This is a genomic window from Streptomyces sp. NPDC051211, from assembly GCF_040689505.1.
GTDB lineage: Bacteria > Actinomycetota > Actinomycetes > Streptomycetales > Streptomycetaceae > Streptomyces.
Genome location: NZ_JBFBAV010000001.1, coordinates 15,447 through 40,713, shown reverse-complemented (window position 1 = coordinate 40,713; position 25,267 = coordinate 15,447). Strand labels below are relative to the sequence as shown.

Below are 25,267 nucleotides of genomic sequence, written 5' to 3'. Positions count from 1 at the left end.
CATGCTGATCCCTCGTAGGGTCAAGCACCGCAAGCAGCACCACCCGAAGCGTCGCGGTATGGCGAAGGGTGGCACTGAGGTCGCATTCGGCGAGTACGGCATCCAGGCGCTGACCCCGGCGTACGTGACGAACCGCCAGATCGAAGCGGCTCGTATCGCGATGACCCGCCACATCAAGCGTGGCGGCAAGGTCTGGATCAACATCTACCCGGACCGTCCGCTGACGAAGAAGCCTGCCGAGACCCGCATGGGTTCCGGTAAGGGTTCTCCCGAGTGGTGGATCGCCAACGTGCACCCGGGCCGGGTCATGTTCGAGCTGTCCTACCCGAACGAGAAGATTGCTCGTGAGGCGCTTACCCGCGCTGCTCACAAGCTTCCGATGAAGTGCCGGATCGTGCGGCGCGAGGCAGGTGAGTCGTGATGGCGACGGGAACCAAGGCGTCCGAGCTGCGTGAGCTCGGCAACGAGGAGCTCGTTGGCAAGCTGCGCGAGGCCAAGGAAGAGCTGTTCAAGCTGCGCTTCCAGGCGGCCACGGGTCAGCTGGAGAACAACGGCCGCCTCAAGGCCGTCCGCAAGGACATCGCCCGGATCTACACCCTGATGCACGAGCGCGAGCTCGGCATCGAGACGGTGGAGAGCGCCTGATGAGCGAGAGCAACGTGACTGAGAACAAGACCGAGCGCGGCTTCCGCAAGACCCGCGAGGGTCTGGTCGTCAGCGACAAGATGGACAAGACCGTCGTCGTCGCCGTCGAGGACCGTGTCAAGCACGCGCTGTACGGCAAGGTCATCCGCCGTACGAACAAGCTCAAGGCGCACGACGAGCAGAACGCTGCCGGCGTCGGCGACCGCGTCCTCCTGATGGAGACCCGGCCGCTGTCCGCCACCAAGCGGTGGCGCGTCGTCGAGATCCTCGAGAAGGCCAAGTAATCACTCGAGGGGTTTCCCTCGGGTCAGTTCCGCCAGGCTCGGCGAGGGGTTCCGGTAACGGACCCCTCGCCGGGAACCGGCAGACAAACAGGAGATAGACGTGATCCAGCAGGAGTCGCGACTGCGTGTCGCCGACAACACTGGTGCCAAGGAGATCCTTTGCATCCGTGTTCTCGGTGGCTCCGGTCGCCGCTACGCGGGCATCGGTGACGTCATCGTCGCCACCGTCAAGGACGCGATCCCCGGCGGCAACGTGAAGAAGGGTGACGTCGTCAAGGCGGTCATCGTTCGCACCGTCAAGGAGCGCCGCCGCCAGGACGGCTCGTACATCCGCTTCGACGAGAACGCCGCTGTCATTCTCAAGAACGACGGCGACCCTCGTGGCACCCGTATCTTCGGCCCGGTGGGCCGTGAGCTGCGCGAGAAGAAGTTCATGAAGATCATCTCGCTCGCGCCGGAGGTGCTGTAAGCATGAAGATCAAGAAGGGCGACCTGGTTCAGGTCATCACCGGTAAGGACAAGGGCAAGCAGGGCAAGGTCATTCAGGCCATCCCCGCTGAGAACCGCGTTCTGGTCGAGGGTGTCAACCGGGTCAAGAAGCACACCAAGGCCGGTCAGACCGCTGGTGGTTCGCAGGCCGGTGGCATTGTGATCACCGAGGCCCCGATCCACGTCAGCAACGTTCAGCTGGTTGTGGAGAAGGACGGCAAGAAGGTCGTCACCCGCGTCGGCTTCCGCTTCGACGACGAGGGCAACAAGATCCGTGTTGCCAAGCGCACGGGTGAGGACATCTGATGGCTACCACTCCGCGTCTGAAGACGAAGTACCGCGAGGACATCGCGGGCAAGCTGCGTGAGGAGTTCTCCTACGAGAACGTCATGCAGATTCCCGGCCTCGTGAAGATCGTGGTCAACATGGGTGTGGGCGACGCCGCTCGCGACTCCAAGCTGATCGACGGCGCCATCCGCGACCTCACCACGATCACCGGTCAGAAGCCGGCCGTCACCAAGGCCCGCAAGTCCATCGCGCAGTTCAAGCTGCGCGAGGGTCAGCCGATCGGCTGCCACGTCACCCTCCGTGGTGACCGCATGTGGGAGTTCCTGGACCGTACGCTGTCGCTCGCGCTGCCGCGTATCCGTGACTTCCGTGGTCTGTCGCCGAAGCAGTTCGACGGCCGTGGCAACTACACCTTCGGTCTCACGGAGCAGGTCATGTTCCACGAGATCGACCAGGACAAGATCGACCGTACCCGGGGTATGGACATCACCGTGGTCACCACGGCGACCAACGACGACGAGGGCCGTGCCCTCCTTCGTCACCTCGGCTTCCCCTTCAAGGAGGCGTAAGCGAGATGGCGAAGAAGGCTCTCATCGCGAAGGCTGCCCGCAAGCCCAAGTTCGGTGTGCGTGCGTACACCCGCTGCCAGCGCTGCGGTCGTCCCCACTCCGTGTACCGCAAGTTCGGCCTGTGCCGCGTGTGCCTCCGTGAGATGGCTCACCGTGGCGAGCTGCCGGGCGTGACCAAGAGCTCCTGGTAATCCCTTCCGTCCTTTGGACGTAAGGGGTCCCCGGAACTCTCGGTAAGCATCTGGGCCGGCGGAGGCCCGATCCCCCATGCCGTAGGCTAGTGGGGTTGGGCGTCCGCCGCCCGTCGACTTACTACGCCGTAGGTCCCCGCACCGCACCCGTCCCGCCAAAGAGTGGGGAGAGGGATGGCGCATACAGGAAACCCCGGCGAGAGAGGCCGAAGGCCACTTCATGACCATGACTGACCCGATCGCAGACATGCTCACGCGTCTGCGTAACGCTAACTCGGCGTACCACGACTCCGTCGTGATGCCGCACAGCAAGATCAAGTCGCACATCGCGGAAATCCTCAAGCAGGAGGGTTTCATCACCGGCTGGAAGGTCGAGGACGCCGAGGTCGGCAAGAACCTCGTTCTCGAGCTGAAGTTCGGTCCGAACCGCGAGCGTTCGATCGCCGGCATCAAGCGCATCTCGAAGCCGGGTCTGCGCGTGTACGCGAAGTCCACCAACCTGCCGAAGGTTCTCGGCGGCCTTGGCGTGGCGATCATCTCCACGTCCCACGGTCTCCTGACCGGCCAGCAGGCGCAGAAGAAGGGCGTGGGTGGGGAAGTCCTCGCCTACGTCTGGTAGTCGGGAACGGAGGAAAAGCTATGTCTCGTATCGGCAAGCTCCCCATCCCGGTTCCCGCCGGCGTGGACGTCACCATCGATGGCCGCACGGTCACCGTCAAGGGCTCCAAGGGCTCCCTGACGCACACCGTTGCCGCCCCCATCGAGATCGTTAAGGGCGAGGACGGCGTTCTGAACGTCACCCGTCCGAACGACGAGCGTCAGAACAAGGCCCTCCACGGCCTGTCCCGCACGCTGGTGGCCAACATGATCACCGGTGTGACCACGGGATACACGAAGGCGCTCGAGATCAGCGGTGTCGGTTACCGCGTCGCCGCGAAGGGCTCCGACCTGGAGTTCCAGCTCGGTTACAGCCACCCGATCCTGGTGGAGGCGCCCGAGGGCATCTCCTTCAAGGTCGAGTCGCCGACCAAGTTCTCGGTCGAGGGCATCGACAAGCAGAAGGTCGGCGAGGTTGCGGCGAACATCCGCAAGCTGCGCAAGCCCGACCCGTACAAGGCCAAGGGCGTCAAGTACGCCGGCGAGGTCATCCGCCGCAAGGTCGGAAAGGCTGGTAAGTAAGCCATGGCATACGGTGTGAAGATCGCCAAGGGCGACGCTTACAAGCGTGCCGCCAAGGCCCGCCGCCACATCCGCATCCGCAAGAACGTGTCGGGTACGGCGGAGCGTCCGCGCCTCGTCGTGACGCGTTCCAACCGCAACATCGTTGCTCAGGTCATCGACGACCTCCAGGGCCACACCCTGGCGTCCGCGTCGACCCTGGACGTTTCGATCCGCGGTGGCGAGGGCGACAAGTCCGCGCAGGCCAAGCAGGTCGGTGCCCTGGTCGCTGAGCGCGCCAAGGCCGCCGGTGTCGAGGCCGTCGTGTTCGACCGTGGTGGCAACAGGTACGCCGGGCGCATTGCCGCTCTGGCTGACGCCGCCCGCGAAGCCGGGCTGAAGTTCTAAGCCCCGGTTCCGGGACTAACGGACGTAACAGAGAGAGGTAATCCAATGGCTGGACCCCAGCGCCGCGGAAGCGGTGCCGGTGGCGGCGAGCGGCGGGACCGGAAGGGTCGCGACGGTGGCGCTGCTGCCGCCGAGAAGACCGCGTACGTTGAGCGCGTTGTCGCGATCAACCGCGTCGCCAAGGTTGTCAAGGGTGGTCGTCGTTTCTCCTTCACCGCGCTCGTCGTGGTGGGTGACGGTGACGGCACCGTAGGTGTCGGTTACGGCAAGGCCAAGGAGGTGCCGGCCGCCATCGCCAAGGGTGTTGAGGAGGCCAAGAAGCACTTCTTCAAGGTCCCCCGTATCCAGGGCACCATCCCGCACCCGATCCAGGGTGAGAAGGCTGCGGGCGTCGTCCTGCTGAAGCCTGCTTCCCCCGGTACCGGTGTTATCGCCGGTGGCCCGGTGCGCGCCGTTCTGGAGTGCGCCGGCGTTCACGACATCCTGTCGAAGTCGCTCGGCTCCGACAACGCGATCAACATCGTGCACGCGACCGTGGAGGCCCTGAAGGGCCTGCAGCGTCCCGAGGAGATCGCGGCTCGCCGTGGTCTGCCGCTCGAGGACGTCGCCCCCGCGGCTCTCCTTCGTGCGCGTGCTGGGGCGGGTGCGTAATGGCTCGCCTCAAGATCACGCAGACGAAGTCGTACATCGGCAGCAAGCAGAACCACCGCGACACCCTGCGTTCGCTCGGGCTCAAGCGCCTGAACGACGTGGTCGTCAAGGAGGACCGCCCCGAGTTCCGCGGAATGGTGCAGACCGTCCGCCACCTCGTGACGGTTGAGGAGGTCGACTGATCATGGCGGAGAACAACCCGCTCAAGATCCACAACCTCCGTCCCGCCCCGGGCGCCAAGACCGCGAAGACCCGTGTGGGTCGCGGTGAGGCGTCGAAGGGTAAGACGGCCGGTCGTGGTACCAAGGGCACCAAGGCGCGTTACCAGGTTCCGGAGCGCTTCGAGGGTGGGCAGATGCCCCTCCACATGCGTCTCCCGAAGCTCAAGGGCTTCAAGAACCCGTTCCGCACCGAGTACCAGGTCGTGAACCTGGCCAAGCTGGCCGAGCTCTACCCCGAGGGTGGAGAGGTCACCGTGGCCGGTCTCGTCGAGAAGGGCGCTGTTCGCAAGAACAGCCTCGTCAAGGTCCTGGGCCAGGGCGAGATCTCCGTGGCACTGCAGGTTTCGGTTGACGCCGTCTCCGGCTCCGCCAAGGAGAAGATTGCCGCCGCCGGCGGCACCGTCACCGAGCTCGTCTGAGACGAGTTCAGTGGCTCATAGCGAGTGAAATCGACCGGGGATGCCTCACATATGGGGCATCCCCGGTTGGTCGTTCCACGGGGGGCGCAGTCGCCGGTAAGGTGGCCTGCACCTTTGCTTTGTCGTAATCCTCGAATCCTTAGACCGTCACCTCTGACGCAGTAGCGCGGGGGTCGCAGGAGGCACCGTGCTCACCGCGTTCGCCCGGGCGTTCAAGACGCCCGACCTGCGCAAGAAGCTGCTCTTCACGCTCGCCATCATCGTGCTGTACCGACTCGGGTCCCACATCCCGGTCCCCGGCGTGAGCTACAAGAACGTCCAGTTCTGTGTCGACCAGGCACAGGCCGGCTCGAACGGCGGCCTCTTCGGCCTGGTCAACATGTTCAGCGGTGGAGCACTGCTGCAGATCACGATCTTCGCGCTCGGCATCATGCCGTACATCACGGCGAGCATCATCCTGCAGCTGCTGACCGTGGTCATCCCGAAGCTGGAGAACCTCAAAAAAGAGGGGCAGTCCGGCACGGCGAAGATCACTCAGTACACGCGCTATCTGACGATCGCGCTGGCGATCCTCCAGGGCACCGGCCTCGTCGCCACCGCCCGCAGCGGCGCCCTGTTCCAGGGCTGCCAGGTGGCCGGCCAGATCGTTCCGAACCGCTCGATCTTCACGACCGTCGTCATGGTGGTCACCATGACCGCCGGTACCGCCGTCGTCATGTGGCTCGGTGAGCTGATCACCGACCGCGGCATCGGCAACGGCATGTCCATCCTGATGTTCATTTCGATCGCGGCCGGCTTCATCGGCGCTCTGTGGCAGATCAAGCTCCAGGGCAAGATCGCCGATGGCTGGGTCGAGTTCGGCGTGGTCATCCTCGTCGGCCTGGCGATGGTGGCCCTGGTGGTCTTCGTCGAGCAGGCCCAGCGTCGCATTCCGGTTCAGTACGCGAAGCGCATGATCGGGCGCCGCGCGTACGGCGGGACGTCTACCTACATCCCGCTCAAGGTGAACCAGGCGGGTGTGATTCCCGTCATCTTCGCCTCGTCGCTGCTCTACATCCCGGCTCTCGTCGTTCAGTTCAGCGGTTCCACGGCACCATGGGCCGCCTGGGTCCAGCGCCACCTCGCGGACACGAACGCGCCGTTCCACATCTCCATGTACTTCCTCCTGATCGTCTTCTTCGCGTTCTTCTACGTGGCGATTTCGTTCAACCCGGAGGAAGTGGCCGACAACATGAAGAAGTATGGTGGCTTCATCCCGGGCATCCGGGCCGGTCGACCTACTGCCGAGTACCTGAGCTTCGTGCTCAACCGGATCACCTGGCCGGGGTCGCTGTACCTGGGTCTCATCGCCCTTGTGCCGACGATGGCGTTGGCCGGCTTCGGGGCGAACCAGAACTTCCCGTTCGGCGGGACGAGCATCCTGATCATCGTGGGTGTGGGTCTGGAAACCGTGAAGCAGATCGAGAGCCAGCTCCAGCAGCGCAATTACGAAGGGTTCCTCCGCTGATGCGAATCGTCCTCGTCGGGCCTCCGGGTGCGGGCAAGGGTACGCAGGCCGCGTACCTCGCCAAGAACCTGGCCATCCCGCACATCTCCACGGGGGACCTCTTCCGCGCCAACATCAGCCAGGGAACAGAGCTGGGCAAGCGTGCGAAGGCGTACATGGACGCCGGCGACCTCGTCCCCGACGAGATCACCATCGGCATGGCCAAGGACCGCATGGAGCAGCCGGACGCCGAGAACGGCTTCCTGCTCGACGGCTTCCCGCGCAACGTCTCGCAGGCCGAGGCCCTCGACGTGATGTTGAAGGCCGAGGGCATGAAGCTGGACGCCGTCCTCGACCTCGAGGTCGAGGAGGACGAGGTCGTCAAGCGGATCGCCGGGCGCCGGCTGTGCCGCAACGAGGACAAGCACGTCTTCCACGTGGCGTACGCCCCGCCGAAGACCGAGGGTGTCTGCGACATCTGCGGTGGCGAGCTCTACCAGCGCGGTGACGACTCCGAGGAGACGGTCCGCCGTCGCCTCGAGGTCTACCACACGCAGACCGAGCCGATCATCGACTACTACAAGGCCCAGGGCCTGCTGGTGACGATCTCCGCGCTCGGCAAGGTGGACGACGTCACCCGGCGCGCGATGGAAGCGCTGAAGAAGTAACCCGCCAGTCGGTACACACGGCCGCGGTGTCCTCCGGACGCCGCGGCCGTAGTGTTGAGCACGTTGAGCACACAGGTCCCGTACGAGAGGCAAGGCAGGCATGGTCCAGATCAAGACCCCGGAGCAGATCGCGAAGATGCGCGAGGCGGGGCTGGTCGTCGCCGCCATTCACGCGGCGACCCGTGAGGCGGCCGTACCGGGCGCCACGACGCGGGATCTGGACATGGTGGCCCGCAAGGTGATCGCCGACCACGGTGCGAAGTCGAACTTCCTGGGGTACGGCGGGTTCCCCGCCACGATCTGCACCTCGGTGAACGAGGTCGTGGTCCACGGCATCCCGGACGAGAAGACGGTCCTCAAGGACGGCGACATCATCTCGATCGACGCCGGTGCGATCGTGGACGGCTGGCACGGTGACGCGGCGTACACCGCCTTCGTCGGCAACGGACACGCTCCGGAGCTGGTCGAGCTCTCCCGGGTGACCGAGGAGTCGATGTGGGCCGGTATCGCGGCGATGAAGCTGGGCAACCGGCTGGTGGACATCTCGAAGGCGATCGAGACGTACATCAGGCGCCAGCCGCGTCCGGCCGCCGGTGACCACAGCCTCGGGAAGTTCGGGATCATCGAGGACTACGGCGGCCACGGCATCGGCTCCGAGATGCACATGGACCCGCACCTGCTGAACTACGTCTCGCGCAAGCGGGGCAAGGGGATCAAGCTGGTGCCGGGCGTCTGCCTGGCGATCGAGCCGATGGTCTCCCTGGGTACCGCCCAGACGGAGGTGCTGGCGGACGACTGGACGGTCATCACCACGGACGGGACCTGGTCCTCGCACTGGGAGCACTCCATCGCCCTGACGGAGGCCGGCCCGATCGTCCTGACCAGCCCGGACTGCGGCAAGGCGAAGCTGGCGGAGTACGGCGTGACCACCGCGCCGGATCCCCTCGGTTAATGATCTAGACTCATGGGCAAACTTTCCGGATTCGTCTTTCTGGGTGCCCTGACGTAGACTGACTCGTCGGCTCACGTGCATACCCATGCCTGCATGGCGCACCGAGCCGATCAAGGTAGCCGATTCGAAAGGCGAAGCGTGGCCAAGAAGCAAGGTGCCATCGAGATCGAGGGCACCGTGATCGAGTCCCTCCCGAACGCGATGTTCAAGGTGGAACTCCAGAACGGTCACAAGGTCCTCGCGCACATCAGCGGCAAGATGCGGATGCACTACATCCGTATCCTCCCGGATGACCGGGTCGTGGTGGAGCTCTCTCCCTACGACCTGACGCGTGGCCGGATCGTCTACCGATACAAGTAGATCTTGCCCCCGCATCCCGCTTCCCGCGGGGTGGTGGCACTGACCCGGAGAACCTCAGACACATGAAGGTCAAGCCGAGCGTCAAGAAGATCTGCGACAAGTGCAAGGTGATCCGCCGTCACGGTCGGGTCATGGTCATCTGCGACAACCTGCGCCACAAGCAGCGCCAGGGCTGACGCACGCCGACCGACCTGCAATTTCGCAGTTCTTCGCGCGACGCACGTATACGTACACATGGCAAAGCCCGCCCAGCCCGCAAGGGTCGGCGGCACCTCCGGCGGGGGCCGGGGACCCGGTCGTACCACTCCTCTGTCCAGAGGGGTCGGCGTGCCGGGAGCGGCTTTGTTGAAGACCCCCGAACACACAGGAGCCATTGAATGGCACGCGTTTCCGGTGTTGACATCCCGCGCGAAAAGCGTGTGGAGATCGCACTCACCTACGTCTTCGGTATCGGGCGCACCCGGTCCAAGGAGATCCTCGACTCCACCGGCGTGAACCCGAACACCCGCGTTCGTGACCTGGCCGAAGAGGACCTGGTCAAGATCCGCGAGTACGTGGACGCCAACCTCCGCACCGAGGGTGACCTCCGCCGCGAGATCCAGGCCGACATCCGCCGCAAGGTCGAGATCGGCTGCTACCAGGGTCTGCGCCACCGCCGTGGCCTGCCGGTCCACGGTCAGCGCACCAGCACGAACGCCCGTACCCGCAAGGGCCCGCGTCGCGCCATCGCCGGCAAGAAGAAGCCGGGCAAGAAGTAGTCCTCAGCGGACACGCTTTCCAGCGGTCTTGCGCTGTAGGACCGACCACCTCCCTGTAGGAGTAAGAGATGCCCCCCAAGGGTCGTCAGGGCGCTGCCAAGAAGGTGCGCCGCAAGGAAAAGAAGAACGTCGCTCACGGCCACGCGCACATCAAGAGCACGTTCAACAACACCATCGTTTCGATCACGGACCCGTCCGGCAACGTGATCTCCTGGGCCTCCGCCGGCCACGTCGGCTTCAAGGGCTCGCGCAAGTCCACCCCCTTCGCCGCGCAGATGGCCGCCGAGTCGGCCGCCCGCCGCGCGCAGGAGCACGGCATGCGCAAGGTTGACGTCTTCGTCAAGGGTCCGGGCTCCGGCCGCGAGACCGCGATCCGCTCCCTCCAGGCCACCGGCCTCGAGGTCGGCTCGATCCAGGACGTCACCCCCACCCCGCACAACGGCTGCCGCCCGCCGAAGCGCCGCCGCGTCTGACGCAGCGGACGCACCTGTGCGTCTTTGAGTGTCCGGGCGGTACGACCCCTTCGGGGGACGTGCCGCCCGTACTCTGTAGCTGTAGTACATATCGGGCTACCGCCCGGTGAGTCGGGCGTCAAATAGTGGGCGTCCACGACTGAAGGAATGAAGACATGCTTATCGCTCAGCGTCCTTCGCTGACCGAAGAGGTCGTCGACGAGTACCGCTCGCGGTTCGTGATCGAGCCGCTGGAGCCGGGCTTCGGCTACACCCTCGGCAACTCCCTGCGCCGTACGCTCCTCTCCTCGATCCCGGGTGCCGCTGTCACCAGCATCCGCATCGACGGTGTCCTGCACGAGTTCACCACCGTGCCGGGCGTCAAGGAGGACGTCACCGACCTCATCCTCAACATCAAGCAGCTGGTCGTCTCCTCGGAGCACGACGAGCCGGTCGTGATGTACCTGCGCAAGCAGGGTCCCGGCCTGGTCACCGCTGCCGACATCGCGCCCCCGGCCGGTGTCGAGGTGCACAACCCGGACCTGGTCCTCGCCACCCTCAACGGCAAGGGCAAGCTGGAGATGGAGCTGACCGTCGAGCGCGGTCGCGGCTACGTCTCCGCCGTCCAGAACAAGCAGCTGGGCCAGGAGATCGGCCGCATCCCGGTCGACTCCATCTACAGCCCGGTCCTCAAGGTCACCTACAAGGTCGAGGCGACCCGAGTCGAGCAGCGCACCGACTTCGACAAGCTGATCGTCGACGTCGAGACCAAGCAGGCCATGCGCCCGCGCGACGCCATGGCGTCCGCCGGCAAGACCCTGGTCGAGCTGTTCGGTCTGGCCCGCGAGCTCAACATCGACGCCGAGGGCATCGACATGGGCCCGTCCCCGACCGACGCCGCCCTGGCCGCCGACCTGGCGCTGCCGATCGAGGAGCTCGAGCTCACCGTTCGGTCCTACAACTGCCTCAAGCGCGAGGGCATCCACTCCGTGGGTGAGCTCGTCGCCCGCTCCGAGGCCGACCTGCTCGACATCCGCAACTTCGGTGCGAAGTCGATCGACGAGGTCAAGGCGAAGCTGGCCGGCATGGGCCTGGCCCTCAAGGACAGCCCGCCCGGATTCGACCCGACCGCCGCCGCCGACGCCTTCGGCGCCGACGACGACGCGGACGCCGGTTTCGTCGAGACCGAGCAGTACTAGCAAGGCTTGCGGGGCGTACTCCGTACGCCCCGCACACCCTCCGGCAACCGTCGGAAGGGACTGACACCGGTACCTGACACGGCCGGTGCAGCACAGAGGAGAAACACCATGCCGCGTCCCGCGAAGGGCGCCCGCCTCGGCGGCTCCGCCGCGCACGAGAAGCTTCTGCTCGCGAACCTCGCGAAGTCGCTCTTCGAGCACGGCCGCATCACCACGACCGAGGCCAAGGCCCGCCGCCTGCGTCCGGTCGCCGAGCGTCTGATCACCAAGGCGAAGAAGGGCGACATCCACAACCGTCGCCTCGTCCTGGCGACGATCACGGACAAGAGCATCGTGCACACGCTGTTCACCGAGATCGCCCCCCGGTACGAGAACCGCCCCGGTGGTTACACCCGTATCACCAAGATCGGCAACCGTCGTGGCGACAACGCCCCGATGGCGGTCATCGAGCTGGTCGAGGCGCTGACCGTGGCCCAGCAGGCCACCGGTGAGGCCGAGGCCGCCACCAAGCGTGCGGTGAAGGAGGCCGAGGCCAAGGCCGACGCCACCGAGACCGAGGCCACCGAGGCTCCGGCCGAGGAGACCAAGGAGGCCTAAGCCTTCCGGTCGGCCGTAAGGCTTGGAACGGGTCCGTCCCCCTCGCGGGGGCGGGCCCGTTTCGTGTTCTCGATGTACGAGAGGATTCATGCGTGAGTGACGAGGTGGAGCCCGGGCACGTCCGGGTGCGGCTGGACCTGTCGTACGACGGCAAGGACTTCTCCGGCTGGGCGAAGCAGACGGCGCGGCGGACCGTCCAGGGCGAGCTGGAGTCGGCCCTGAAGACCGTGATGCGGCTGCCGGAGCCGGTGGAGCTGACGGTGGCCGGGCGGACCGACGCGGGCGTGCACGCCCGCGGCCAGGTGGCCCACGTCGACCTGACCGAGGAGGTCTGGGCCGAGCACCACGACAAGCTGCTGCGGCGACTGGCGGGGCGGCTGCCGCACGACGTCCGGGTGTGGCGGGTGGCCGAGGCGCCGGCGGGCTTCAACGCGCGCTTCTCGGCGATCTGGCGCCGGTATGCCTACCGGGTCGGCGACCACAAGGGCGGTGTCGACCCGCTGCGCCGCGGCCACGTGCTGTGGCACGACTGGCCGCTGGACGTGGCCGCGATGAACGAGGCCTCCAAGGCGCTGCTGGGCGAGCACGACTTCGCCGCGTACTGCAAGAAGCGCGAGGGCGCCACGACCATCCGGACCCTCCAGCAGCTCAGCTGGGAGCGGGCGGAGGACGGCATCGTGACCGCGACCGTGCGGGCCGACGCGTTCTGCCACAACATGGTGCGGTCCCTGGTGGGCGCCCTGCTGCACGTCGGCGACGGCCACCGGCCCGCCGACTGGCCCGGGAAGGTGCTGGCCGCGGGCGTACGGGACTCCGCCGTGCACGTCGTACGGCCGCACGGGCTGACCCTCGAAGAGGTCGGCTACCCGGCCGACGAGCTGCTCGCCGCCCGCAACAAGGCGGCGCGGAACATGCGGACCCTGCCGGGGGCCGGGGCCGTGTCTTCCGGCTGCTGCTGATCGCCGTTGCCGATTCGTGATCTTGGTCCGGGGCAACCCGGGCGGCGCCCGTTGGTCTGTTCCTGAGACGGACGAACAACGGGGGAGCGGTACTTCATGAAGCGTGTGACGGTTGCGGCGGCCGCGGTGGGCCTGATGCTGTTCGGGGCGGCGGCGCCGGCCCGGGCGGGCCTGCCGCCCGCCACCTCGGACCTGGCCCTGGGCGGCTACAGCATTCCGACGAAGATCAAGGCGGGGCAGAAGCAGAAGATCCGGTTCGGCTTCACCCATGCGGGTCAGCAGCCGGTGGAGCGCGTACGCCTGTACCTCTACACGCAGCCGGGGCTGTCGTACGAGCAGCGGTTCTCGAACTGTGAGTACGCGACCCACCAGGTGCACCGCAGCCGGCTCGTGGCCTGCACCCTCACGGGCCCGTTCCTGCCCGGGGCGTCCTACCGGCTGCCCGAGGGGATGGAGCTGACCGCCAAGGCGGACTTCTGGAAGGCCGTCCACTCGGTCGAGGTCTTCCCGGACGGGCCGGACGAGCGGAAGCGGTGGCCGGGGTTCTCTCTCCAGCCCGGCAAGGGGCCCGAGCTGAAGATCGCGGCCACGGACCGCTTCGAGGAGGACCGTTCCTTCGCGGAGACGGTCAGCCTGACGAACCCCGCCGGCCGGCCCGACCTCGGCGTCACCGGCGCCTCCGCCACCGGGAAGGCCGGCGGCGAGGTGCGGCTGAGCGCGCGCTGGCACAACCGCGGGCCGGGGTCGATCCACACGTTCAACCCCGCCTACCGGGTGGCCAGTACCGAGTTCCTGCTCGGCGAGGGGTTCACCTACGTCAAGGGCGACTGTGACCCGGTCACCCGGAAGGGCGTGACCCGGTGGAACTGCCCGCCGGCGGGGCAGCACCTCACCCCGGGCAGCGGCCCGGTCAACGCCGTCTTCAAGATCGCCTCCTGGGTGAGGCCGGGTGTCTACGAGGGCGAATTCCGCTTCGACCCGGAGGGCCGGCCGTTCGTCAGCTGGCAGGAGCCCGGTACGTACCCGCTGCACCTGTGGGACATCACCCCGGCCAACAACTCCGCGAAGATCACGATCACGGTGACGGCGGACGACGGCCAGAACCCGGGCCCCGGCCCGACTCCCAGCCCGAGCCCGACGACCAGCACCGCACCGACCACCGCGCCCACCGGCAGCCCGACCCCGACCACGACCCCCACCGCGACGGTGACCGGGACCCCGACCGGCACGCCCGGGCCCACGCCGACCACGGTCCCGGCCCCCGCGCCGACCGCCACCGGCCCGGACGGCGGCGTCGACACCCGCGGCAGCCTCGCCCGCACCGGCTCCACCGCCCTCACCGCCGGCGGGATCGCCGCCGCCGCCATCGTGCTCGGCGCCGCCCTGTGGGCCCTGGCCCGCAAGCGCCGCAACTCCTGATCCGAGCGCCGGAACGGGAATCCGTTTGGGTGAGTCCCGTGCGGGGAGGTTGAATGCCCGCATGGGACATCTCGAAGCCAGCCACCTGGAGTACTACCTTCCCGACGGGCGGGTACTGCTCCCCGACGTCTCCTTCCGGGTGGGCGAGGGGTCGGTGGTCTCCCTCGTGGGGGCGAACGGGGCCGGCAAGACCACCCTGCTCAAGCTGATCTCCGGGGAGCTCCAGCCGCACGGCGGCTCGGTCACCGTCAGCGGCGGGCTCGGCGTGATGTCGCAGTTCGTGGGGTCCGTACGGGACGAGACGACCGTGCGCGACCTGTTGGTGTCGGTGTCCCAGCCGCGCATTCGGGAGGCCGCGAAGGCCGTCGACCGTGCCGAGCACCTGATCATGACGGTGGACGACGAGTCCTCCCAGATGGCGTACGCGCAGGCGCTCAGCGACTGGGCCGACGTCCAGGGCTACGAGGCGGAGACCCTCTGGGACGTCTGCACCATGGCCGCGCTCGCCGTGCCGTACGACAAGGCGCAGTTCCGCGAGGTGCGCACGCTGTCGGGCGGTGAGCAGAAGCGGCTCGTGCTGGAGGCGCTGCTGCGCGGGCCGGACGAGGTGCTGCTGCTCGACGAGCCGGACAACTACCTGGACGTCCCGGGCAAGCGGTGGCTGGAGGAGCAGCTGAAGGCCACCCGCAAGACGGTGCTCTTCGTCAGCCACGACCGGGAGCTGCTCACCCAGGCCGCCGAGAAGATCATCAGCCTGGAGCCGAGCCCCATGGGCACGGACGTGTGGGTGCACGGCGCGGGCTTCGGCACGTACCACGACGCCCGGAAGGAGCGCTTCGCGCGCTTCGAGGAGCTCAAGCGGCGCTGGGACGAGGAGCACGCACGGCTGAAGGCCCTGGTGCTGCGGCTGCGCAACCAGGCCGCGAGCAGCCCCGACATGGCCTCGCGGTACCGGGCGATGCAGACCCGCTTCCAGAAGTTCGAGGAGGCCGGCCCGCCGCCGGAGCCGCCGCGGGAGCAGGACATCCGGATGCGGCTCAAGGGCGGCCGTACGGGCGTGCGCGCGCTCACCGTCGAGAACCTCGAACTGACCGGCCTGATGAAGCCCTTCTCGCTGGAGGTCTTCTACGGGGAGCGGGTCGCGGTGCTGGGCTCGAACGGCTCCGGGAAGTCGCACTTCCTGCGGCTGATGGCGGGCGAGGACGTCAAGCACACGGGTACGTGGAAGCTGGGCGCGCGGGTGGTCCCCGGCCACTTCGCGCAGACCCACGCCCACCCGGAGCTGTTCGGCCGCACGCTCGTCGACATCCTGTGGACGGAGGCGGCGAAGCCGCTGGGCCAGGCGATGGGCGCCCTGCGCCGCTACGAGCTGGAGCGGCAGGCCGACCAGCCGTTCGAGAAGCTCTCGGGCGGCCAGCAGGCCCGTTTCCAGATCCTGCTGCTGGAGCTGGCCGGCACCACCGCGCTGCTGCTGGACGAGCCGACCGACAACCTGGACCTGGAGTCGGCGGAGGCGCTGCAGGACGGCCTGGAGTCGTACGACGGCACTGTGCTGTGCGTCACGCACGACCGCTGGTTCGCGCGCAGTTTCGACCGCTATCTGGTCTTCGGCTCGGACGGCGTGGTGCGGGAAACTGCCGAGCCGGTATGGGATGAACGTAGGGTCGAGCGCAAGCGGTAGCCCGAGGGACGCCTTGAGGGGGAGCACGTGGTGAGGCTGGACGTCGCGGGGCGCGGGCTCGCCCTTCTCGGATGGTTGCTGCGGCCCGCCTCGCGGCCCTGGCAGGCGGTCTCGCTCGCGGTGGTGCTGGGCATCTGCGTGTCCACCAGCCTCCGGCACAACTGGGGCTCGGACAACGCCTTCGTGGTGAAGGCCGCGGACACGCTGCTGGCGGGCGGTTCCCCGTACGAGGACAAGCGGTTCCTGTACCTGCCCAGCGCGGTGCTGATGGCGGTGCCGGAGGCGCTGCTGCCCACGGGGGTGCTGCGCTGGGTGCTGCCGGTGGTCCTGTCCGGGCTGCTGGCCTTCGGCTGGTGGTGCGCGATGCGGCTGTTCTCGGTGCCCACCCGCTCGCGGTTCGCGGTCCTCGGTTTCGCCGCCTTCGCGATCGCCTACAAGCCGTACGTCAACCTGGTCCTGATCGGGAACTGGACGGCCATCTCGGCCGCCGCCCTGCCCTGTGCGCTGCTGCTGGCGCACCGCGCGCGGTGGGTGGCCGCGGGGGTGGTGATCGGGCTGGCGATCGCCGCCAAGCCGATGCTGGTGCCGGTCGCCCTGCTGTTCCTGCTGGCCCGGCAGTGGCGGGGACTGGCCGCCGCCGTGCTGGTGCCGGTCGGGTTGTCGCTGGCCGGGGCGCTGCTGATGCCCAGCCCGACGCTGTTCTTCACCAAGACGCTGCCGTTCCTGCTGAAGGGCCAGGACTCGTACGCGCTGCCGTGGGACGCCTCGCCGATCGCGGTGCTGCCCAGGCTGGGGGTGCCGGAGCCGGCCGCCGTGCTCGCGGCCGGGGTGCTGGCGCTGGCCGGGCTGTGGGCGGTGTGGCGGCGCTGGAGCCGGCCCGGGGGCGACGAGGAGATGCGGCTGGCGGAGACGGCCTGCATGGTGATGCTCGCCGCATTTCTGGTGTCCCGGCCGTCCTTCGACCACTACCTGCTGGTGGTGCTTCCGCTGTTGTTCGCCTCGGCGGTGCGGGCGGGGTCGGCACCGTGTTCGCCGTGGTTCTGGGTGGCCGTGGTGCCCCAGTTGGTGGGCATGCCGTGGAACTGGTTCCTGGGCGGGGAGCGGCGGGCCTTCAAGGACTGTTTCACGCTGTGCGTGCTGGCCGTCACCCTGATGGTCGGGTGCACCCGACCGGGCCGGGGTAACCTGGTGAGCGTACGAACTGCAGGATCCGTGCGCGCCGAGGAGCCCGTCGATGCGGGATCCCGACCGGCGTTTTGACCCGTCCGGGTCAGCACAGGTATCCTGCTGGTTCGTTATGCGTATTGGCTTGTTCATTCTCACGTGAAAGGGCCCTTACGCCGGTCCACCGGGGCCGATGACCAGCGGTACACACGGGTTGCGTCCCCGTCGTGAACCAGGGCTGTCGTGATCGTTCCGTGGTGACCCTTGTCAGGACCCATCACTGAAGAAGCGAAGGCTACGAACCGTGCGTACGTACAGCCCCAAGCCCGGCGACATCTCGCGCCAGTGGCTCGTCATCGACGCCCAGGACGTTGTCCTCGGCCGTCTGGCGACCCAGGCCGCTGCCCTCCTCCGGGGCAAGCACAAGCCGACCTACGCCCCCCACATGGACATGGGCGACTTCGTCATCATCGTCAACGCCGACAAGGTCCACCTGTCCGGCAACAAGGCGAACCAGAAGATGGCGTACCGCCACTCGGGCTACCCGGGTGGTCTCCGTGCCGTCCGTTACAGCGACCTCCTCGCGGACAACCCGGAGAAGGCCGTGGAGAAGGCCGTCAAGGGCATGCTCCCGAAGAACACCCTGGGCCGTCAGATGCTCTCGAAGCTGAAGGTCTACTCGGGCGACCAGCACCCCCACGCTGCCCAGCAGCCGGTGCCGTTCGAGATCACCCAGGTCGCGCAGTAGTTCCGGCCACCCCCTAAGACGTAAAGAAATCTGAGGAGCATCGTGGCCGAGACCACCGCCGAGACGACCCCCGTCGACGAGTTCGAGGGCAACGTCGAGGAGTACACCAGCGAGTCTGAGGTCGTCGTCGAGGGCGACTACACCTCCGAGTCCCTTGCCGGTCGCTTCGGCGACCCCCAGCCGGCCGCCGGCCTGGGCCGTCGCAAGAACGCCATTGCCCGCGTCCGGATCGTTCCGGGCACCGGCAAGTGGAAGATCAACGGTCGCACCCTTGAGGACTACTTCCCCAACAAGGTGCACCAGCAGGAAGTCAACGAGCCCTTCAAGGTGCTCGAGCTCGACAACCGCTACGACGTCATCGCCCGCATCGCGGGTGGCGGCGTGTCCGGCCAGGCCGGCGCCCTGCGCCTCGGCGTGGCCCGCGCCCTCAACGAGGCGGACGTCGACAACAACCGCCCGGCGCTGAAGAAGGCCGGCTTCCTTTCCCGCGACGACCGTGCGGTCGAGCGCAAGAAGGCCGGTCTCAAGAAGGCCCGCAAGGCTCCGCAGTACAGCAAGCGCTAATCTCGCCTGCTGCTCTGCACGAATCCGCCCCGGCGGCACGCTCTGTGCTGCCGGGGCGGTTCGTTTACCGCCCTACGCGGCACATATCTGTCACACGCGGTCACGTATACGTACAAAGAAGTACCCAGCGCGAACTCGGAGGACAAAAGTGGGACGACTCTTCGGCACGGACGGTGTACGCGGTGTCGCCAACGCGGATCTGACGGCTGAGCTTGCACTCGGCCTCTCCGTGGCGGCAGCCCATGTGCTCGCCGAGGCGGGCACGTTCGAGGGCCACCGGCCCACCGCGATCGTCGGGCGCGACCCGCGGGCCTCCGGCGAGTTCCTGGAAGCGGCGGTCGTCGCCGGCCTCGCCAGCGCCGGCGTGGACGTCCTGCGCGTCGGTGTGCTGCCCACCCCGGCGGTGGCGTATCTCACCGGCGCGCTGGGCGCCGACCTCGGTGTGATGCTCTCCGCCAGCCACAACGCCATGCCCGACAACGGCATCAAGTTCTTCGCCCGGGGCGGCCACAAGCTCGCCGACGAGCTCGAGGACAAGATCGAGTCCATCTACCAGGAGCACCGCACCGGTGCCCCCTGGCAGCGCCCCACGGGCGCCGGCGTCGGCCGGGTCAGCGACTACGACGAGGGCTTCGACAAGTACATCGCCCACCTCATCGCGGTCCTTCCCAACCGCCTGGACGGCCTGAAGATCGTCCTGGACGAGGCGCACGGCGCGGCTGCCCGGGTCTCCCCGGAGGCGTTCGCCCGCGCCGGGGCCGAGGTCGTCACCATCGGCGCCGAGCCGGACGGCCTGAACATCAACGACGGCTGCGGCTCCACCCACCTGGGCCTGCTGAAGCAGGCCGTGATCGAGCACGGCGCCGACTTCGGCATCGCGCACGACGGCGACGCCGACCGCTGCCTGGCCGTGGACGGCGCCGGCGAGGAGATCGACGGCGACCAGATCCTCGCCGTGCTGGCACTCGCCATGCGCGAGGCCGGCCAGCTGCGCAAGAACACCGTCGTGGCCACCGTCATGTCCAACCTCGGCTTCAAGCTGGCCATGGAGGCCGAGGGCATCGAGCTCGTGCAGACCGGCGTCGGCGACCGCTACGTGCTGGAGTCGATGAAGGAGAACGGCTACGCCCTCGGCGGCGAGCAGTCCGGCCACGTGATCATCCTGGACCACGCGACCACCGGCGACGGCACGCTGACCGGCCTGATGCTGGCGGCCCGGGTCGCCGCCACCGGCCGCTCGCTGGCCGATCTGGTGCGCGTCATGCGGCGGCTGCCGCAGGTGCTCGTCAACGTCCCGGACGTGGACAAGTCCCGGGTCGGCACCTCCGCCGAACTCGCCGCGGCGGTCGCCGACGCGGAGCGCGAGCTGGGCAGCACCGGACGGGTGCTGCTCCGTCCGTCCGGTACGGAGCCACTCGTTCGGGTGATGGTCGAGGCTGCCGACATCGAGCAGGCCCAGTCGGTCGCCGGGCGCCTGGCGGACGTGGTGAAGTCCGCGCTCGGCTGAAGGGCGTCCGAGTGAACTCCCCCGGTGCCAGGGATCAGAGCGGTCCCTCGCGCCCGGGGAGTACGCGCTTCCAGCGGTGGCGCTGGGTGCGCCACAGCAGCTTCCACGCGTACAGGGTCAGCACCCCGGCGAGCATGATGCCGCCCAGGTTCAGCAGCAGCTGGTTCGCCGAACCCCACATCTGCCCGTACTCGCCGTAGCTGAGGGCCACGGCGGCGTTCGCGGCCGCCGGGACGGTGGTCACCGAGATGGCCACGCCGACCAGCGCTCCGGCTTTCGCCGAGGTCAACGAGAGCATCCCGGCGGCGCCGGCCAGCATCGCGACGACGAAGGAGAACGGGTCCGGCTGCCAGATGAAGCTGGTGTTCGGGCGCGGATTGTCGAGCTGGGCCTGGCTGAACAGACCCAGCGCGTCCATCACCAGGCTGAACACGGTGGTGGCGATGATCGCAGCGGCGAAGCCGATCAGCAGGGCCGCGAGCGAGCGCGTGGCGAGCCTGGGCGCGCGCTGCACCAGCCCGGTGCAGACCCCGGCGAGCGGTCCGAACTCGGGACCGACCGCCATCGCGCCCACGATCAGGACCGCATTGTCCAGCACCACACCGCAGGCCGCGATCATCGTCGCGATGATCATGAACGCGGCGTAGGTGATGGTGAGGGTGGACTCCTCGTGGGTAGACTCGGCGAGCTGCTCCCACACCACCGCGTCCGCGGGCTCGCCGGGAGCCTCCTCCTCGGCCTCTTCGGCGCGTTTCGACAGCGACAGGTCGATGTTCTCGACGGCGATCGAGCCGTCCTTGTCGATCCCGAGCTGCCGCAGCTCGTGCAACAGCTCGTCACCGGCTTCCCGGGCGACGTCGCAGAGGACCAGGTCCCCCCGAGGGTCCCGGGCGGCGCCGGGCAGCACCACCAGATGGGTGGTGCCGACCGTCGACTCGACGGCCGCGACCACCGCCTCCGTCCGGTCGGGCGGGGTGATCATCCGCAGATGCAGCATTGACGCACTGTAAACGCTAGAGCTTGCGCAGGCTCAGCTTCTGCACCTTGTGGTCCGGGCCCTTTCGGACGACCAGGTTGGCCCGGCCGCGGGTGGGGGCCACGTTTTCCAGCAGGTTGGGGCGGTTGATCGTGCGCCACATGGTCTGCGCGTACTCCATGGCCTCCTCCTCGGAGACCTGGGTGTACTTCCGGAAGTAGGAGAAAGGATTCTGGAACGCGGTCTCGCGCAGCTTCCGGAACCGGTTCAGGTACCAGCGCTCGATGTCCTCGGGGCGCGCGTCCACGTACACGCTGAAGTCGAAGTAGTCGGCCAGCCCGACCCTGGTCCGGCCGTCCTTGCCGGGCAGGGCCGGCTGGAGGACGTTGAGCCCCTCCACGATCAGGATGTCCGGGCGGCGCACCACCAGCTGCTCGCCCGGCACGATGTCGTAGATGAGGTGCGAGTAGACGGGGGCGGTGACCTCGTCCTTCCCGGACTTGATGTCCGCGACGAAGCGGGTGAGCGCGCGCCGGTCGTACGACTCCGGGAAGCCCTTGCGGGACAGCAGCCCGCGCTCCTGGAGCTCCTTCATCGGGTAGAGGAACCCGTCGGTGGTGACCAGCTCCACCCGCGGGTGCTCGGGCCAGCGGGCCAGCAGGGCCTGCAGCAGACGGGCCACGGTGGACTTGCCGACGGCCACCGAGCCGGCCACGCCTATCACGAAGGGGGTGCCGGTCTGCGCGCCGTGGCCGTTGCCGGCGTCGCCGAGGAAGGTGTTCAGCGCGCCGCGCAGGCTGCTGGTGGCGCCCACGTACAGATTGAGCAGCCGGGACAGCGGCAGGTACACGTCCCGGACCTCGTCCAGGTCGATGACGTCGCCGAGGCCGCGCAGCCGCTCCACCTCCTCGGCGGTCAACGGCAGCGGGGTCCGTTCGCGCAGTGCGCTCCACTCGGCGCGGGTGAGGTCGACGTACGGCGAGACATCGGCAGTGCGGTGCCGGTTGCCGGGTGCGCTTCGTGGCGGCGAAGTGATCACACCGCCATTGTCGGCGCTCCGGCTGGATTGTGGGTGGTGGGGTCGGTCACGTGGGCGGGGCGTGAACGGCCGGTTCCGGATGGTTGTGCAGTTCTTGATCTCGATTGGGGGGAGGGCCGGTATCACGGTCGTCACGATCGCGTTATTCGGCGGCGCGCGGCCGAGCTGCCCACGTACATTGATCAACAGCTTCGGCTGCGTGTGTGCGCCCGTCCCTTGCGGCCCGGGCGGCCCGGCCGGCCTTCATCCGCATGTTCCTCTGGGGGGAAAACCCGTATGCGCAGCACCCTGGTCCGCCGTTCCGTCATGACCGCCTCCGCCGTGTCCCTGGCCCTGCTGGCCACCGCCTGCGGTTCGGACTCCGGCAAGGACGCGCCGAAGACCGACGCCAAGGCCTCCTCGTCGGCGGTGGCCGAGGCCCCGGCGGCCAAGGCCAAGACGGACGCCGAGCTGGCCAAGCTGATCGTGGTCCAGGGCGACGTGGCCGACCACACCGTCAAGGAGGCCACGAAGGCCGAGGCCGCCGCCGGTGCCGCTGCCACCAGCGACAAGGCCGAGTGCAAGGTCCTCGTCCAGGCGCAGGCCTTCGCCGCGATCGGCACCCCGGCCGGCGCGGCCCGCACCAAGATCGTCGCCAACCCGAAGGCCCCGGGCCCCAACGCCACGGACGAGGAGAAGCTGGCGGCCGCGATGGGCGCGCTCGGCTCCACCGCCACCGCCGTCACCCTCACCTCGTACGACGGCAAGGGCGCGGAGGAGGCCTTCGCCTCCCTGAAGACCGCGGGCACCGCCTGCGCCGGCGGCTACTCCGCCACCCAGGCGGGCGAGACCACCAAGATGACCAGCGTGGCCCCGGGCGCGGCGGTCACCGCCGGCGACGAGTCGCTCGCCTACACCGTGGTCGGCGACGCGGACGGCGAGAAGCTGACCACCCAGCTGGTGGCGGTCCGCAAGGGCAACACCCTGGCCACCTTCTCCTCGCTGAGCCTGACCGGCACGGCCGAGCAGCCGAAGGCCGTCGTCGAGGCCCAGGTGAAGAAGCTCGGCTGAGGCCGCGGCCGTCACGGCCGACGAACGTCAACCCCGCTCCGGCGTATTCGCCGGAGCGGGGTTTTTCGTCCGTTCGGGTACCCGGCAGGAGGCGCTCCGCGGCGTACGCTGCGGCCTATGTGCGGAATTGTGGGTTACGTGGGAGCGCAGTCTGCGCTCGATGTGGTCATCGCCGGACTCAAGCGGCTGGAGTACCGCGGCTACGACTCGGCCGGGGTCGCCGTCCTCGCCGACGGCGGGCTGGCCGCCGCCAAGAAGGCCGGCAAGCTGGTCAATCTGGAGAAGGAGCTGGTCTCCCGGCCGCTGCCGGCCGGGTCGACCGGGATCGGGCACACCCGGTGGGCGACCCACGGCGGGCCGACCGATGCCAACGCCCATCCGCACCTGGACAATTCGGGGCGGGTCGCGGTCGTCCACAACGGCATCATCGAGAACTTCGCCGCGCTGCGCGCCGAGCTGACGGAGCGTGGGCACCGGCTGGAGTCGGAGACGGACACCGAGGTCGTCTCGCACCTGCTCGGGGAGCTGTTCTCCTCGACGGGGGACCTGCCCGAGGCGATGCGGCAGGTCTGCCGGCGTCTGGACGGGGCGTTCACGCTGGTCGCCGTGCACGCCGACGAGCCGGACGTGGTCGTGGGGGCCCGCCGGAACTCCCCCCTGGTGGTGGGCGTCGGGGAGGGCGAGAACTTCCTCGCCTCGGACGTGGCCGCGTTCATCGCCCACACCCGGTCCGCGATCGAGCTGGGGCAGGACCAGGTCGTCGAGCTCCGCCGCGACGGGGTGACGGTGACCAACTTCGACGGCACGCCGGCGGAGGTGCGGGCGTACCACGTGGACTGGGACGCCTCGGCGGCCGAGAAGGGCGGCTACGACTACTTCATGCTCAAGGAGATCGCCGAGCAGCCGAAGGCCGTCGCCGACACCCTGCTGGGCCGGATCGACGGGAGCGGCTCGCTGACCCTGGACGAGGTGCGCATCCCCGCCTCGGTGCTCAGGGAGGTCGACAAGGTCGTGATCGTGGCGTGCGGTACGGCCTACCACGCGGGCATGATCGCGAAGCTGGCGATCGAGCACTGGACCAGGATCCCCTGCGAGACGGAGCTCGCCAGCGAGTTCCGCTACCGGGACCCGATCCTGGACCAGCGCACCCTGGTGGTGGCGATCTCGCAGTCCGGCGAGACGATGGACACCCTGATGGCGCTCCGGCACGCGCGCGAGCAGGGCGCCAAGGTGCTGGCCATCTGCAACACCAACGGCTCCACCATTCCGCGGGAATCGGACGCGGTGCTGTACACGCACGCCGGGCCGGAGGTCGCCGTCGCCTCCACGAAGGCGTTCCTGACGCAGCTCGTCGCCTGCTATCTGGTCGCGCTGTACCTCGGGCAGGTGCGGGGCACCAAGTGGGGCGACGAGATCCAGGCGGTGATCCGTGAACTGTCGGACATCGCACAGGCCGTGGACGTGGTCCTGGAGACGATGGAGCCGGTGCGGGCGCTGGCCCGGTCGCTGTCCGCGAAGGACACCGTGCTGTTCCTGGGCCGGCACGTCGGCTACCCGGTGGCCCTGGAGGGTGCGCTGAAGCTGAAGGAGCTGGCGTACATGCACGCCGAGGGCTTCGCGGCGGGGGAGCTGAAGCACGGGCCGATCGCGCTGATCGAGCAGGACCTGCCGGTGGTGGTGGTCGTACCGTCGCCGCGCGGCCGGTCCGTCCTGCACGACAAGATCGTGTCCAACATCCAGGAGATCAGGGCGCGGGGCGCGCGGACCATCGTGATCGCGGAGGAGGGCGACGAGGCGGTGGTCCCGTACGCCGACCACCTGATCCGCATCCCCGCCACGCCCACCCTGCTGCAGCCGCTGGTGGCCACGGTCCCGCTCCAGGTCTTCGCCTGCGAGCTGGCCACGGCGCGGGGCAACGAGGTGGACCAGCCGCGTAATCTCGCCAAGTCCGTGACCGTGGAATAGGTCTAGTCGAAGAGGGACTTGGGGTTGTTGTGATTATCGGCGTGGGGATCGACGTTGCGGAGATCGACCGGTTCGAGGCCGCGCTGGAGCGGACGCCCGGCATGGCGCGACGGCTGTTCGTCGACACCGAGTTGATGCTGCCCAGCGGCGAGCGGCGCGGAATCGCCTCGCTCGCCGCACGGTTCGCCGCGAAGGAGGCCCTCGCCAAGGCGCTGGGCGCACCGGCCGGCCTGCTGTGGACGGACGCCGAGGTGTACGTCGAGGACAGCGGCCGGCCCCGGCTGCGGGTGCACGGCACGGTCGCGGCCCGGGCCGAGGAACTGGGCGTGGCCACCTGGCACATCTCGCTCAGCCACGACGCCGGGGTGGCGTCGGCGGTGGTGATCGCGGAAGGCTGACC

34 protein-coding genes are annotated in these 25,267 nt (G+C 68.3%); 32 read left to right on the top strand and 2 right to left on the bottom strand.

All coding sequences use genetic code 11. The features are described from left to right. The first annotated feature begins 1 nt into the window (after position 1). The 29 genes from rplP to glmM all read left to right on the top strand — a co-directional run bounded on the left by rplP (position 2) and on the right by glmM (position 19,837). The gene (rplP, locus tag AB0447_RS00255; RefSeq protein WP_028812370.1) at positions 2–421 is read left to right on the top strand and encodes a 50S ribosomal protein L16; all 420 of its coding nucleotides are present in this window, start codon (positions 2–4) and stop codon (positions 419–421) included. Then, positions 421–645, top strand: a complete 225-nt coding sequence (gene rpmC, locus AB0447_RS00250; RefSeq protein ID WP_366474136.1) for a 50S ribosomal protein L29 — start codon at positions 421–423, stop codon at positions 643–645. The genes rplP and rpmC overlap by 1 nt, the downstream gene beginning before the upstream one ends. Continuing rightward, positions 645–929 carry a 30S ribosomal protein S17 gene (rpsQ, locus tag AB0447_RS00245; protein ID WP_093656384.1) on the top strand — a complete coding sequence of 95 codons (285 nt, stop codon included), beginning with the start codon at positions 645–647 and terminating at the stop codon, positions 927–929. Before rpmC ends, rpsQ begins: the two co-directional genes overlap by 1 nt. Before the next feature lie 100 nt (positions 930–1,029). Further along, positions 1,030–1,398: a 50S ribosomal protein L14 gene (gene rplN, locus AB0447_RS00240; protein ID WP_003956455.1), complete on the top strand. Its 369-nt coding sequence runs from the start codon at positions 1,030–1,032 to the stop codon at positions 1,396–1,398. A gap of 2 nt (positions 1,399–1,400) precedes the next feature. Next, entirely contained in the window at positions 1,401–1,724 is a 324-nt protein-coding gene (gene rplX, locus AB0447_RS00235) for a 50S ribosomal protein L24 (protein ID WP_351320257.1), read from the top strand. Next, positions 1,724–2,275, top strand: coding sequence for a 50S ribosomal protein L5 (gene rplE / locus AB0447_RS00230; RefSeq protein WP_030298216.1), 552 nt, complete (start codon positions 1,724–1,726; stop codon positions 2,273–2,275). The genes rplX and rplE overlap by 1 nt, the downstream gene beginning before the upstream one ends. A 5-nt stretch (positions 2,276–2,280) precedes the next feature. Further along, positions 2,281–2,466 carry a type Z 30S ribosomal protein S14 gene (locus AB0447_RS00225; RefSeq protein WP_003956452.1) on the top strand — a complete coding sequence of 62 codons (186 nt, stop codon included), beginning with the start codon at positions 2,281–2,283 and terminating at the stop codon, positions 2,464–2,466. 220 nt (positions 2,467–2,686) lie between these two features. Further along, positions 2,687–3,085, top strand: coding sequence for a 30S ribosomal protein S8 (gene rpsH, locus AB0447_RS00220; protein WP_042812335.1), 399 nt, complete (start codon positions 2,687–2,689; stop codon positions 3,083–3,085). 20 nt (positions 3,086–3,105) lie between these two features. Next, the gene (gene rplF / locus AB0447_RS00215; RefSeq protein ID WP_042812337.1) at positions 3,106–3,645 is read left to right on the top strand and encodes a 50S ribosomal protein L6; all 540 of its coding nucleotides are present in this window, start codon (positions 3,106–3,108) and stop codon (positions 3,643–3,645) included. Positions 3,646–3,648: 3 nt separating this feature from the next. After that, positions 3,649–4,032 carry a 50S ribosomal protein L18 gene (rplR, locus tag AB0447_RS00210; protein WP_366474134.1) on the top strand — a complete coding sequence of 128 codons (384 nt, stop codon included), beginning with the start codon at positions 3,649–3,651 and terminating at the stop codon, positions 4,030–4,032. 45 nt (positions 4,033–4,077) lie between these two features. Then, positions 4,078–4,683: a 30S ribosomal protein S5 gene (gene rpsE, locus AB0447_RS00205; protein ID WP_030201551.1), complete on the top strand. Its 606-nt coding sequence runs from the start codon at positions 4,078–4,080 to the stop codon at positions 4,681–4,683. Continuing rightward, positions 4,683–4,865, top strand: a complete 183-nt coding sequence (gene rpmD, locus AB0447_RS00200; RefSeq protein WP_053682614.1) for a 50S ribosomal protein L30 — start codon at positions 4,683–4,685, stop codon at positions 4,863–4,865. Before rpsE ends, rpmD begins: the two co-directional genes overlap by 1 nt. Positions 4,866–4,867: 2 nt before the next feature. After that, a complete protein-coding gene (rplO, locus tag AB0447_RS00195) occupies positions 4,868–5,323 on the top strand; it encodes a 50S ribosomal protein L15 (RefSeq protein ID WP_366474133.1) in 456 nt (151 codons plus the stop codon). A gap of 187 nt (positions 5,324–5,510) precedes the next feature. After that, positions 5,511–6,830: a preprotein translocase subunit SecY gene (gene secY, locus AB0447_RS00190; protein WP_366474132.1), complete on the top strand. Its 1,320-nt coding sequence runs from the start codon at positions 5,511–5,513 to the stop codon at positions 6,828–6,830. Then, positions 6,830–7,477: an adenylate kinase gene (locus tag AB0447_RS00185; RefSeq protein ID WP_366474131.1), complete on the top strand. Its 648-nt coding sequence runs from the start codon at positions 6,830–6,832 to the stop codon at positions 7,475–7,477. The genes secY and AB0447_RS00185 overlap by 1 nt, the downstream gene beginning before the upstream one ends. A 100-nt stretch (positions 7,478–7,577) precedes the next feature. Then, complete coding sequence (gene map / locus AB0447_RS00180; protein WP_366474130.1) at positions 7,578–8,429, top strand: type I methionyl aminopeptidase; 852 nt, start codon at positions 7,578–7,580, stop codon at positions 8,427–8,429. Positions 8,430–8,567: 138 nt separating this feature from the next. Next, positions 8,568–8,789, top strand: coding sequence for a translation initiation factor IF-1 (infA, locus tag AB0447_RS00175; protein WP_003956442.1), 222 nt, complete (start codon positions 8,568–8,570; stop codon positions 8,787–8,789). Positions 8,790–8,851: 62 nt separating this feature from the next. Continuing rightward, positions 8,852–8,965 (top strand): 50S ribosomal protein L36, encoded by a 114-nt coding sequence (gene rpmJ, locus AB0447_RS00170; RefSeq protein WP_003956441.1) that lies wholly within the window; start codon positions 8,852–8,854, stop codon positions 8,963–8,965. 201 nt (positions 8,966–9,166) lie between these two features. Further along, entirely contained in the window at positions 9,167–9,547 is a 381-nt protein-coding gene (rpsM, locus tag AB0447_RS00165) for a 30S ribosomal protein S13 (RefSeq protein WP_356886083.1), read from the top strand. Between the two features lie 68 nt (positions 9,548–9,615). Continuing rightward, the gene (gene rpsK, locus AB0447_RS00160) at positions 9,616–10,020 is read left to right on the top strand and encodes a 30S ribosomal protein S11 (protein WP_003956432.1); all 405 of its coding nucleotides are present in this window, start codon (positions 9,616–9,618) and stop codon (positions 10,018–10,020) included. Positions 10,021–10,175: 155 nt separating this feature from the next. Next, the gene (locus tag AB0447_RS00155) at positions 10,176–11,198 is read left to right on the top strand and encodes a DNA-directed RNA polymerase subunit alpha (RefSeq protein ID WP_010473911.1); all 1,023 of its coding nucleotides are present in this window, start codon (positions 10,176–10,178) and stop codon (positions 11,196–11,198) included. Between the two features lie 108 nt (positions 11,199–11,306). Then, a complete protein-coding gene (gene rplQ, locus AB0447_RS00150) occupies positions 11,307–11,795 on the top strand; it encodes a 50S ribosomal protein L17 (protein WP_366474129.1) in 489 nt (162 codons plus the stop codon). A gap of 92 nt (positions 11,796–11,887) precedes the next feature. Further along, positions 11,888–12,754, top strand: coding sequence for a tRNA pseudouridine(38-40) synthase TruA (truA, locus tag AB0447_RS00145; protein WP_366474128.1), 867 nt, complete (start codon positions 11,888–11,890; stop codon positions 12,752–12,754). A 96-nt stretch (positions 12,755–12,850) separates the two neighbouring features. Then, positions 12,851–14,173: a hypothetical protein gene (locus AB0447_RS00140; RefSeq protein WP_366474126.1), complete on the top strand. Its 1,323-nt coding sequence runs from the start codon at positions 12,851–12,853 to the stop codon at positions 14,171–14,173. Between the two features lie 61 nt (positions 14,174–14,234). Continuing rightward, entirely contained in the window at positions 14,235–15,854 is a 1,620-nt protein-coding gene (locus AB0447_RS00135) for an ATP-binding cassette domain-containing protein (protein ID WP_366474125.1), read from the top strand. A gap of 30 nt (positions 15,855–15,884) precedes the next feature. Beyond that, a complete protein-coding gene (locus AB0447_RS00130; RefSeq protein WP_366474124.1) occupies positions 15,885–17,114 on the top strand; it encodes a glycosyltransferase family 87 protein in 1,230 nt (409 codons plus the stop codon). A gap of 208 nt (positions 17,115–17,322) precedes the next feature. After that, positions 17,323–17,766, top strand: coding sequence for a 50S ribosomal protein L13 (gene rplM, locus AB0447_RS00125; protein WP_150209254.1), 444 nt, complete (start codon positions 17,323–17,325; stop codon positions 17,764–17,766). A 42-nt stretch (positions 17,767–17,808) separates the two neighbouring features. After that, the gene (gene rpsI / locus AB0447_RS00120; protein ID WP_366474123.1) at positions 17,809–18,330 is read left to right on the top strand and encodes a 30S ribosomal protein S9; all 522 of its coding nucleotides are present in this window, start codon (positions 17,809–17,811) and stop codon (positions 18,328–18,330) included. Between the two features lie 148 nt (positions 18,331–18,478). Further along, complete coding sequence (glmM, locus tag AB0447_RS00115) at positions 18,479–19,837, top strand: phosphoglucosamine mutase (RefSeq protein ID WP_366474122.1); 1,359 nt, start codon at positions 18,479–18,481, stop codon at positions 19,835–19,837. A gap of 34 nt (positions 19,838–19,871) precedes the next feature. Here glmM and AB0447_RS00110 read toward each other — a convergent pair whose 3' ends face one another. Together AB0447_RS00110 and coaA are read right to left on the bottom strand one after the other, a co-directional pair. Next, positions 19,872–20,834, bottom strand: coding sequence for a DUF389 domain-containing protein (locus AB0447_RS00110; RefSeq protein WP_366474121.1), 963 nt, complete (start codon positions 20,832–20,834; stop codon positions 19,872–19,874). A gap of 16 nt (positions 20,835–20,850) precedes the next feature. Beyond that, a complete protein-coding gene (gene coaA, locus AB0447_RS00105; RefSeq protein WP_366474120.1) occupies positions 20,851–21,852 on the bottom strand; it encodes a type I pantothenate kinase in 1,002 nt (333 codons plus the stop codon). A 276-nt stretch (positions 21,853–22,128) separates the two neighbouring features. Here coaA and AB0447_RS00100 point away from each other — a divergent pair, with 276 nt between their 5' ends. From AB0447_RS00100 to AB0447_RS00090, 3 genes are all read left to right on the top strand, one after another. After that, positions 22,129–22,902: a hypothetical protein gene (locus AB0447_RS00100; RefSeq protein ID WP_366474119.1), complete on the top strand. Its 774-nt coding sequence runs from the start codon at positions 22,129–22,131 to the stop codon at positions 22,900–22,902. Positions 22,903–23,019: 117 nt separating this feature from the next. Continuing rightward, positions 23,020–24,867, top strand: coding sequence for a glutamine--fructose-6-phosphate transaminase (isomerizing) (glmS, locus tag AB0447_RS00095; protein WP_366474118.1), 1,848 nt, complete (start codon positions 23,020–23,022; stop codon positions 24,865–24,867). Positions 24,868–24,896: 29 nt separating this feature from the next. Further along, positions 24,897–25,265: a holo-ACP synthase gene (locus tag AB0447_RS00090; protein ID WP_366474117.1), complete on the top strand. Its 369-nt coding sequence runs from the start codon at positions 24,897–24,899 to the stop codon at positions 25,263–25,265. The last annotated feature ends 2 nt before the right edge of the window (positions 25,266–25,267 follow it).

Coding starts and splice junctions, on each gene's coding strand:
- rpmJ (WP_003956441.1), top strand. CDS start 8,852: ATGAAGGTCAAGCCGAGCGTCAAGAAGATCTGCGACAAGTGCAAGGTG.
- AB0447_RS00140 (WP_366474126.1), top strand. CDS start 12,851: ATGAAGCGTGTGACGGTTGCGGCGGCCGCGGTGGGCCTGATGCTGTTC.
- rplQ (WP_366474129.1), top strand. CDS start 11,307: ATGCCGCGTCCCGCGAAGGGCGCCCGCCTCGGCGGCTCCGCCGCGCAC.
- AB0447_RS00110 (WP_366474121.1), bottom strand. CDS start 20,834: ATGCTGCATCTGCGGATGATCACCCCGCCCGACCGGACGGAGGCGGTG.
- rpsQ (WP_093656384.1), top strand. CDS start 645: ATGAGCGAGAGCAACGTGACTGAGAACAAGACCGAGCGCGGCTTCCGC.
- rplE (WP_030298216.1), top strand. CDS start 1,724: ATGGCTACCACTCCGCGTCTGAAGACGAAGTACCGCGAGGACATCGCG.
- rplX (WP_351320257.1), top strand. CDS start 1,401: ATGAAGATCAAGAAGGGCGACCTGGTTCAGGTCATCACCGGTAAGGAC.
- rpsK (WP_003956432.1), top strand. CDS start 9,616: ATGCCCCCCAAGGGTCGTCAGGGCGCTGCCAAGAAGGTGCGCCGCAAG.
- AB0447_RS00225 (WP_003956452.1), top strand. CDS start 2,281: ATGGCGAAGAAGGCTCTCATCGCGAAGGCTGCCCGCAAGCCCAAGTTC.
- rplF (WP_042812337.1), top strand. CDS start 3,106: ATGTCTCGTATCGGCAAGCTCCCCATCCCGGTTCCCGCCGGCGTGGAC.
- rplR (WP_366474134.1), top strand. CDS start 3,649: ATGGCATACGGTGTGAAGATCGCCAAGGGCGACGCTTACAAGCGTGCC.
- rpsH (WP_042812335.1), top strand. CDS start 2,687: ATGACCATGACTGACCCGATCGCAGACATGCTCACGCGTCTGCGTAAC.
- rpmC (WP_366474136.1), top strand. CDS start 421: ATGGCGACGGGAACCAAGGCGTCCGAGCTGCGTGAGCTCGGCAACGAG.
- rplP (WP_028812370.1), top strand. CDS start 2: ATGCTGATCCCTCGTAGGGTCAAGCACCGCAAGCAGCACCACCCGAAG.
- AB0447_RS00185 (WP_366474131.1), top strand. CDS start 6,830: ATGCGAATCGTCCTCGTCGGGCCTCCGGGTGCGGGCAAGGGTACGCAG.
- AB0447_RS00155 (WP_010473911.1), top strand. CDS start 10,176: ATGCTTATCGCTCAGCGTCCTTCGCTGACCGAAGAGGTCGTCGACGAG.
- rpmD (WP_053682614.1), top strand. CDS start 4,683: ATGGCTCGCCTCAAGATCACGCAGACGAAGTCGTACATCGGCAGCAAG.
- map (WP_366474130.1), top strand. CDS start 7,578: ATGGTCCAGATCAAGACCCCGGAGCAGATCGCGAAGATGCGCGAGGCG.
- glmS (WP_366474118.1), top strand. CDS start 23,020: ATGTGCGGAATTGTGGGTTACGTGGGAGCGCAGTCTGCGCTCGATGTG.
- AB0447_RS00100 (WP_366474119.1), top strand. CDS start 22,129: ATGCGCAGCACCCTGGTCCGCCGTTCCGTCATGACCGCCTCCGCCGTG.
- rplO (WP_366474133.1), top strand. CDS start 4,868: ATGGCGGAGAACAACCCGCTCAAGATCCACAACCTCCGTCCCGCCCCG.
- AB0447_RS00135 (WP_366474125.1), top strand. CDS start 14,235: ATGGGACATCTCGAAGCCAGCCACCTGGAGTACTACCTTCCCGACGGG.
- rpsM (WP_356886083.1), top strand. CDS start 9,167: ATGGCACGCGTTTCCGGTGTTGACATCCCGCGCGAAAAGCGTGTGGAG.
- rpsE (WP_030201551.1), top strand. CDS start 4,078: ATGGCTGGACCCCAGCGCCGCGGAAGCGGTGCCGGTGGCGGCGAGCGG.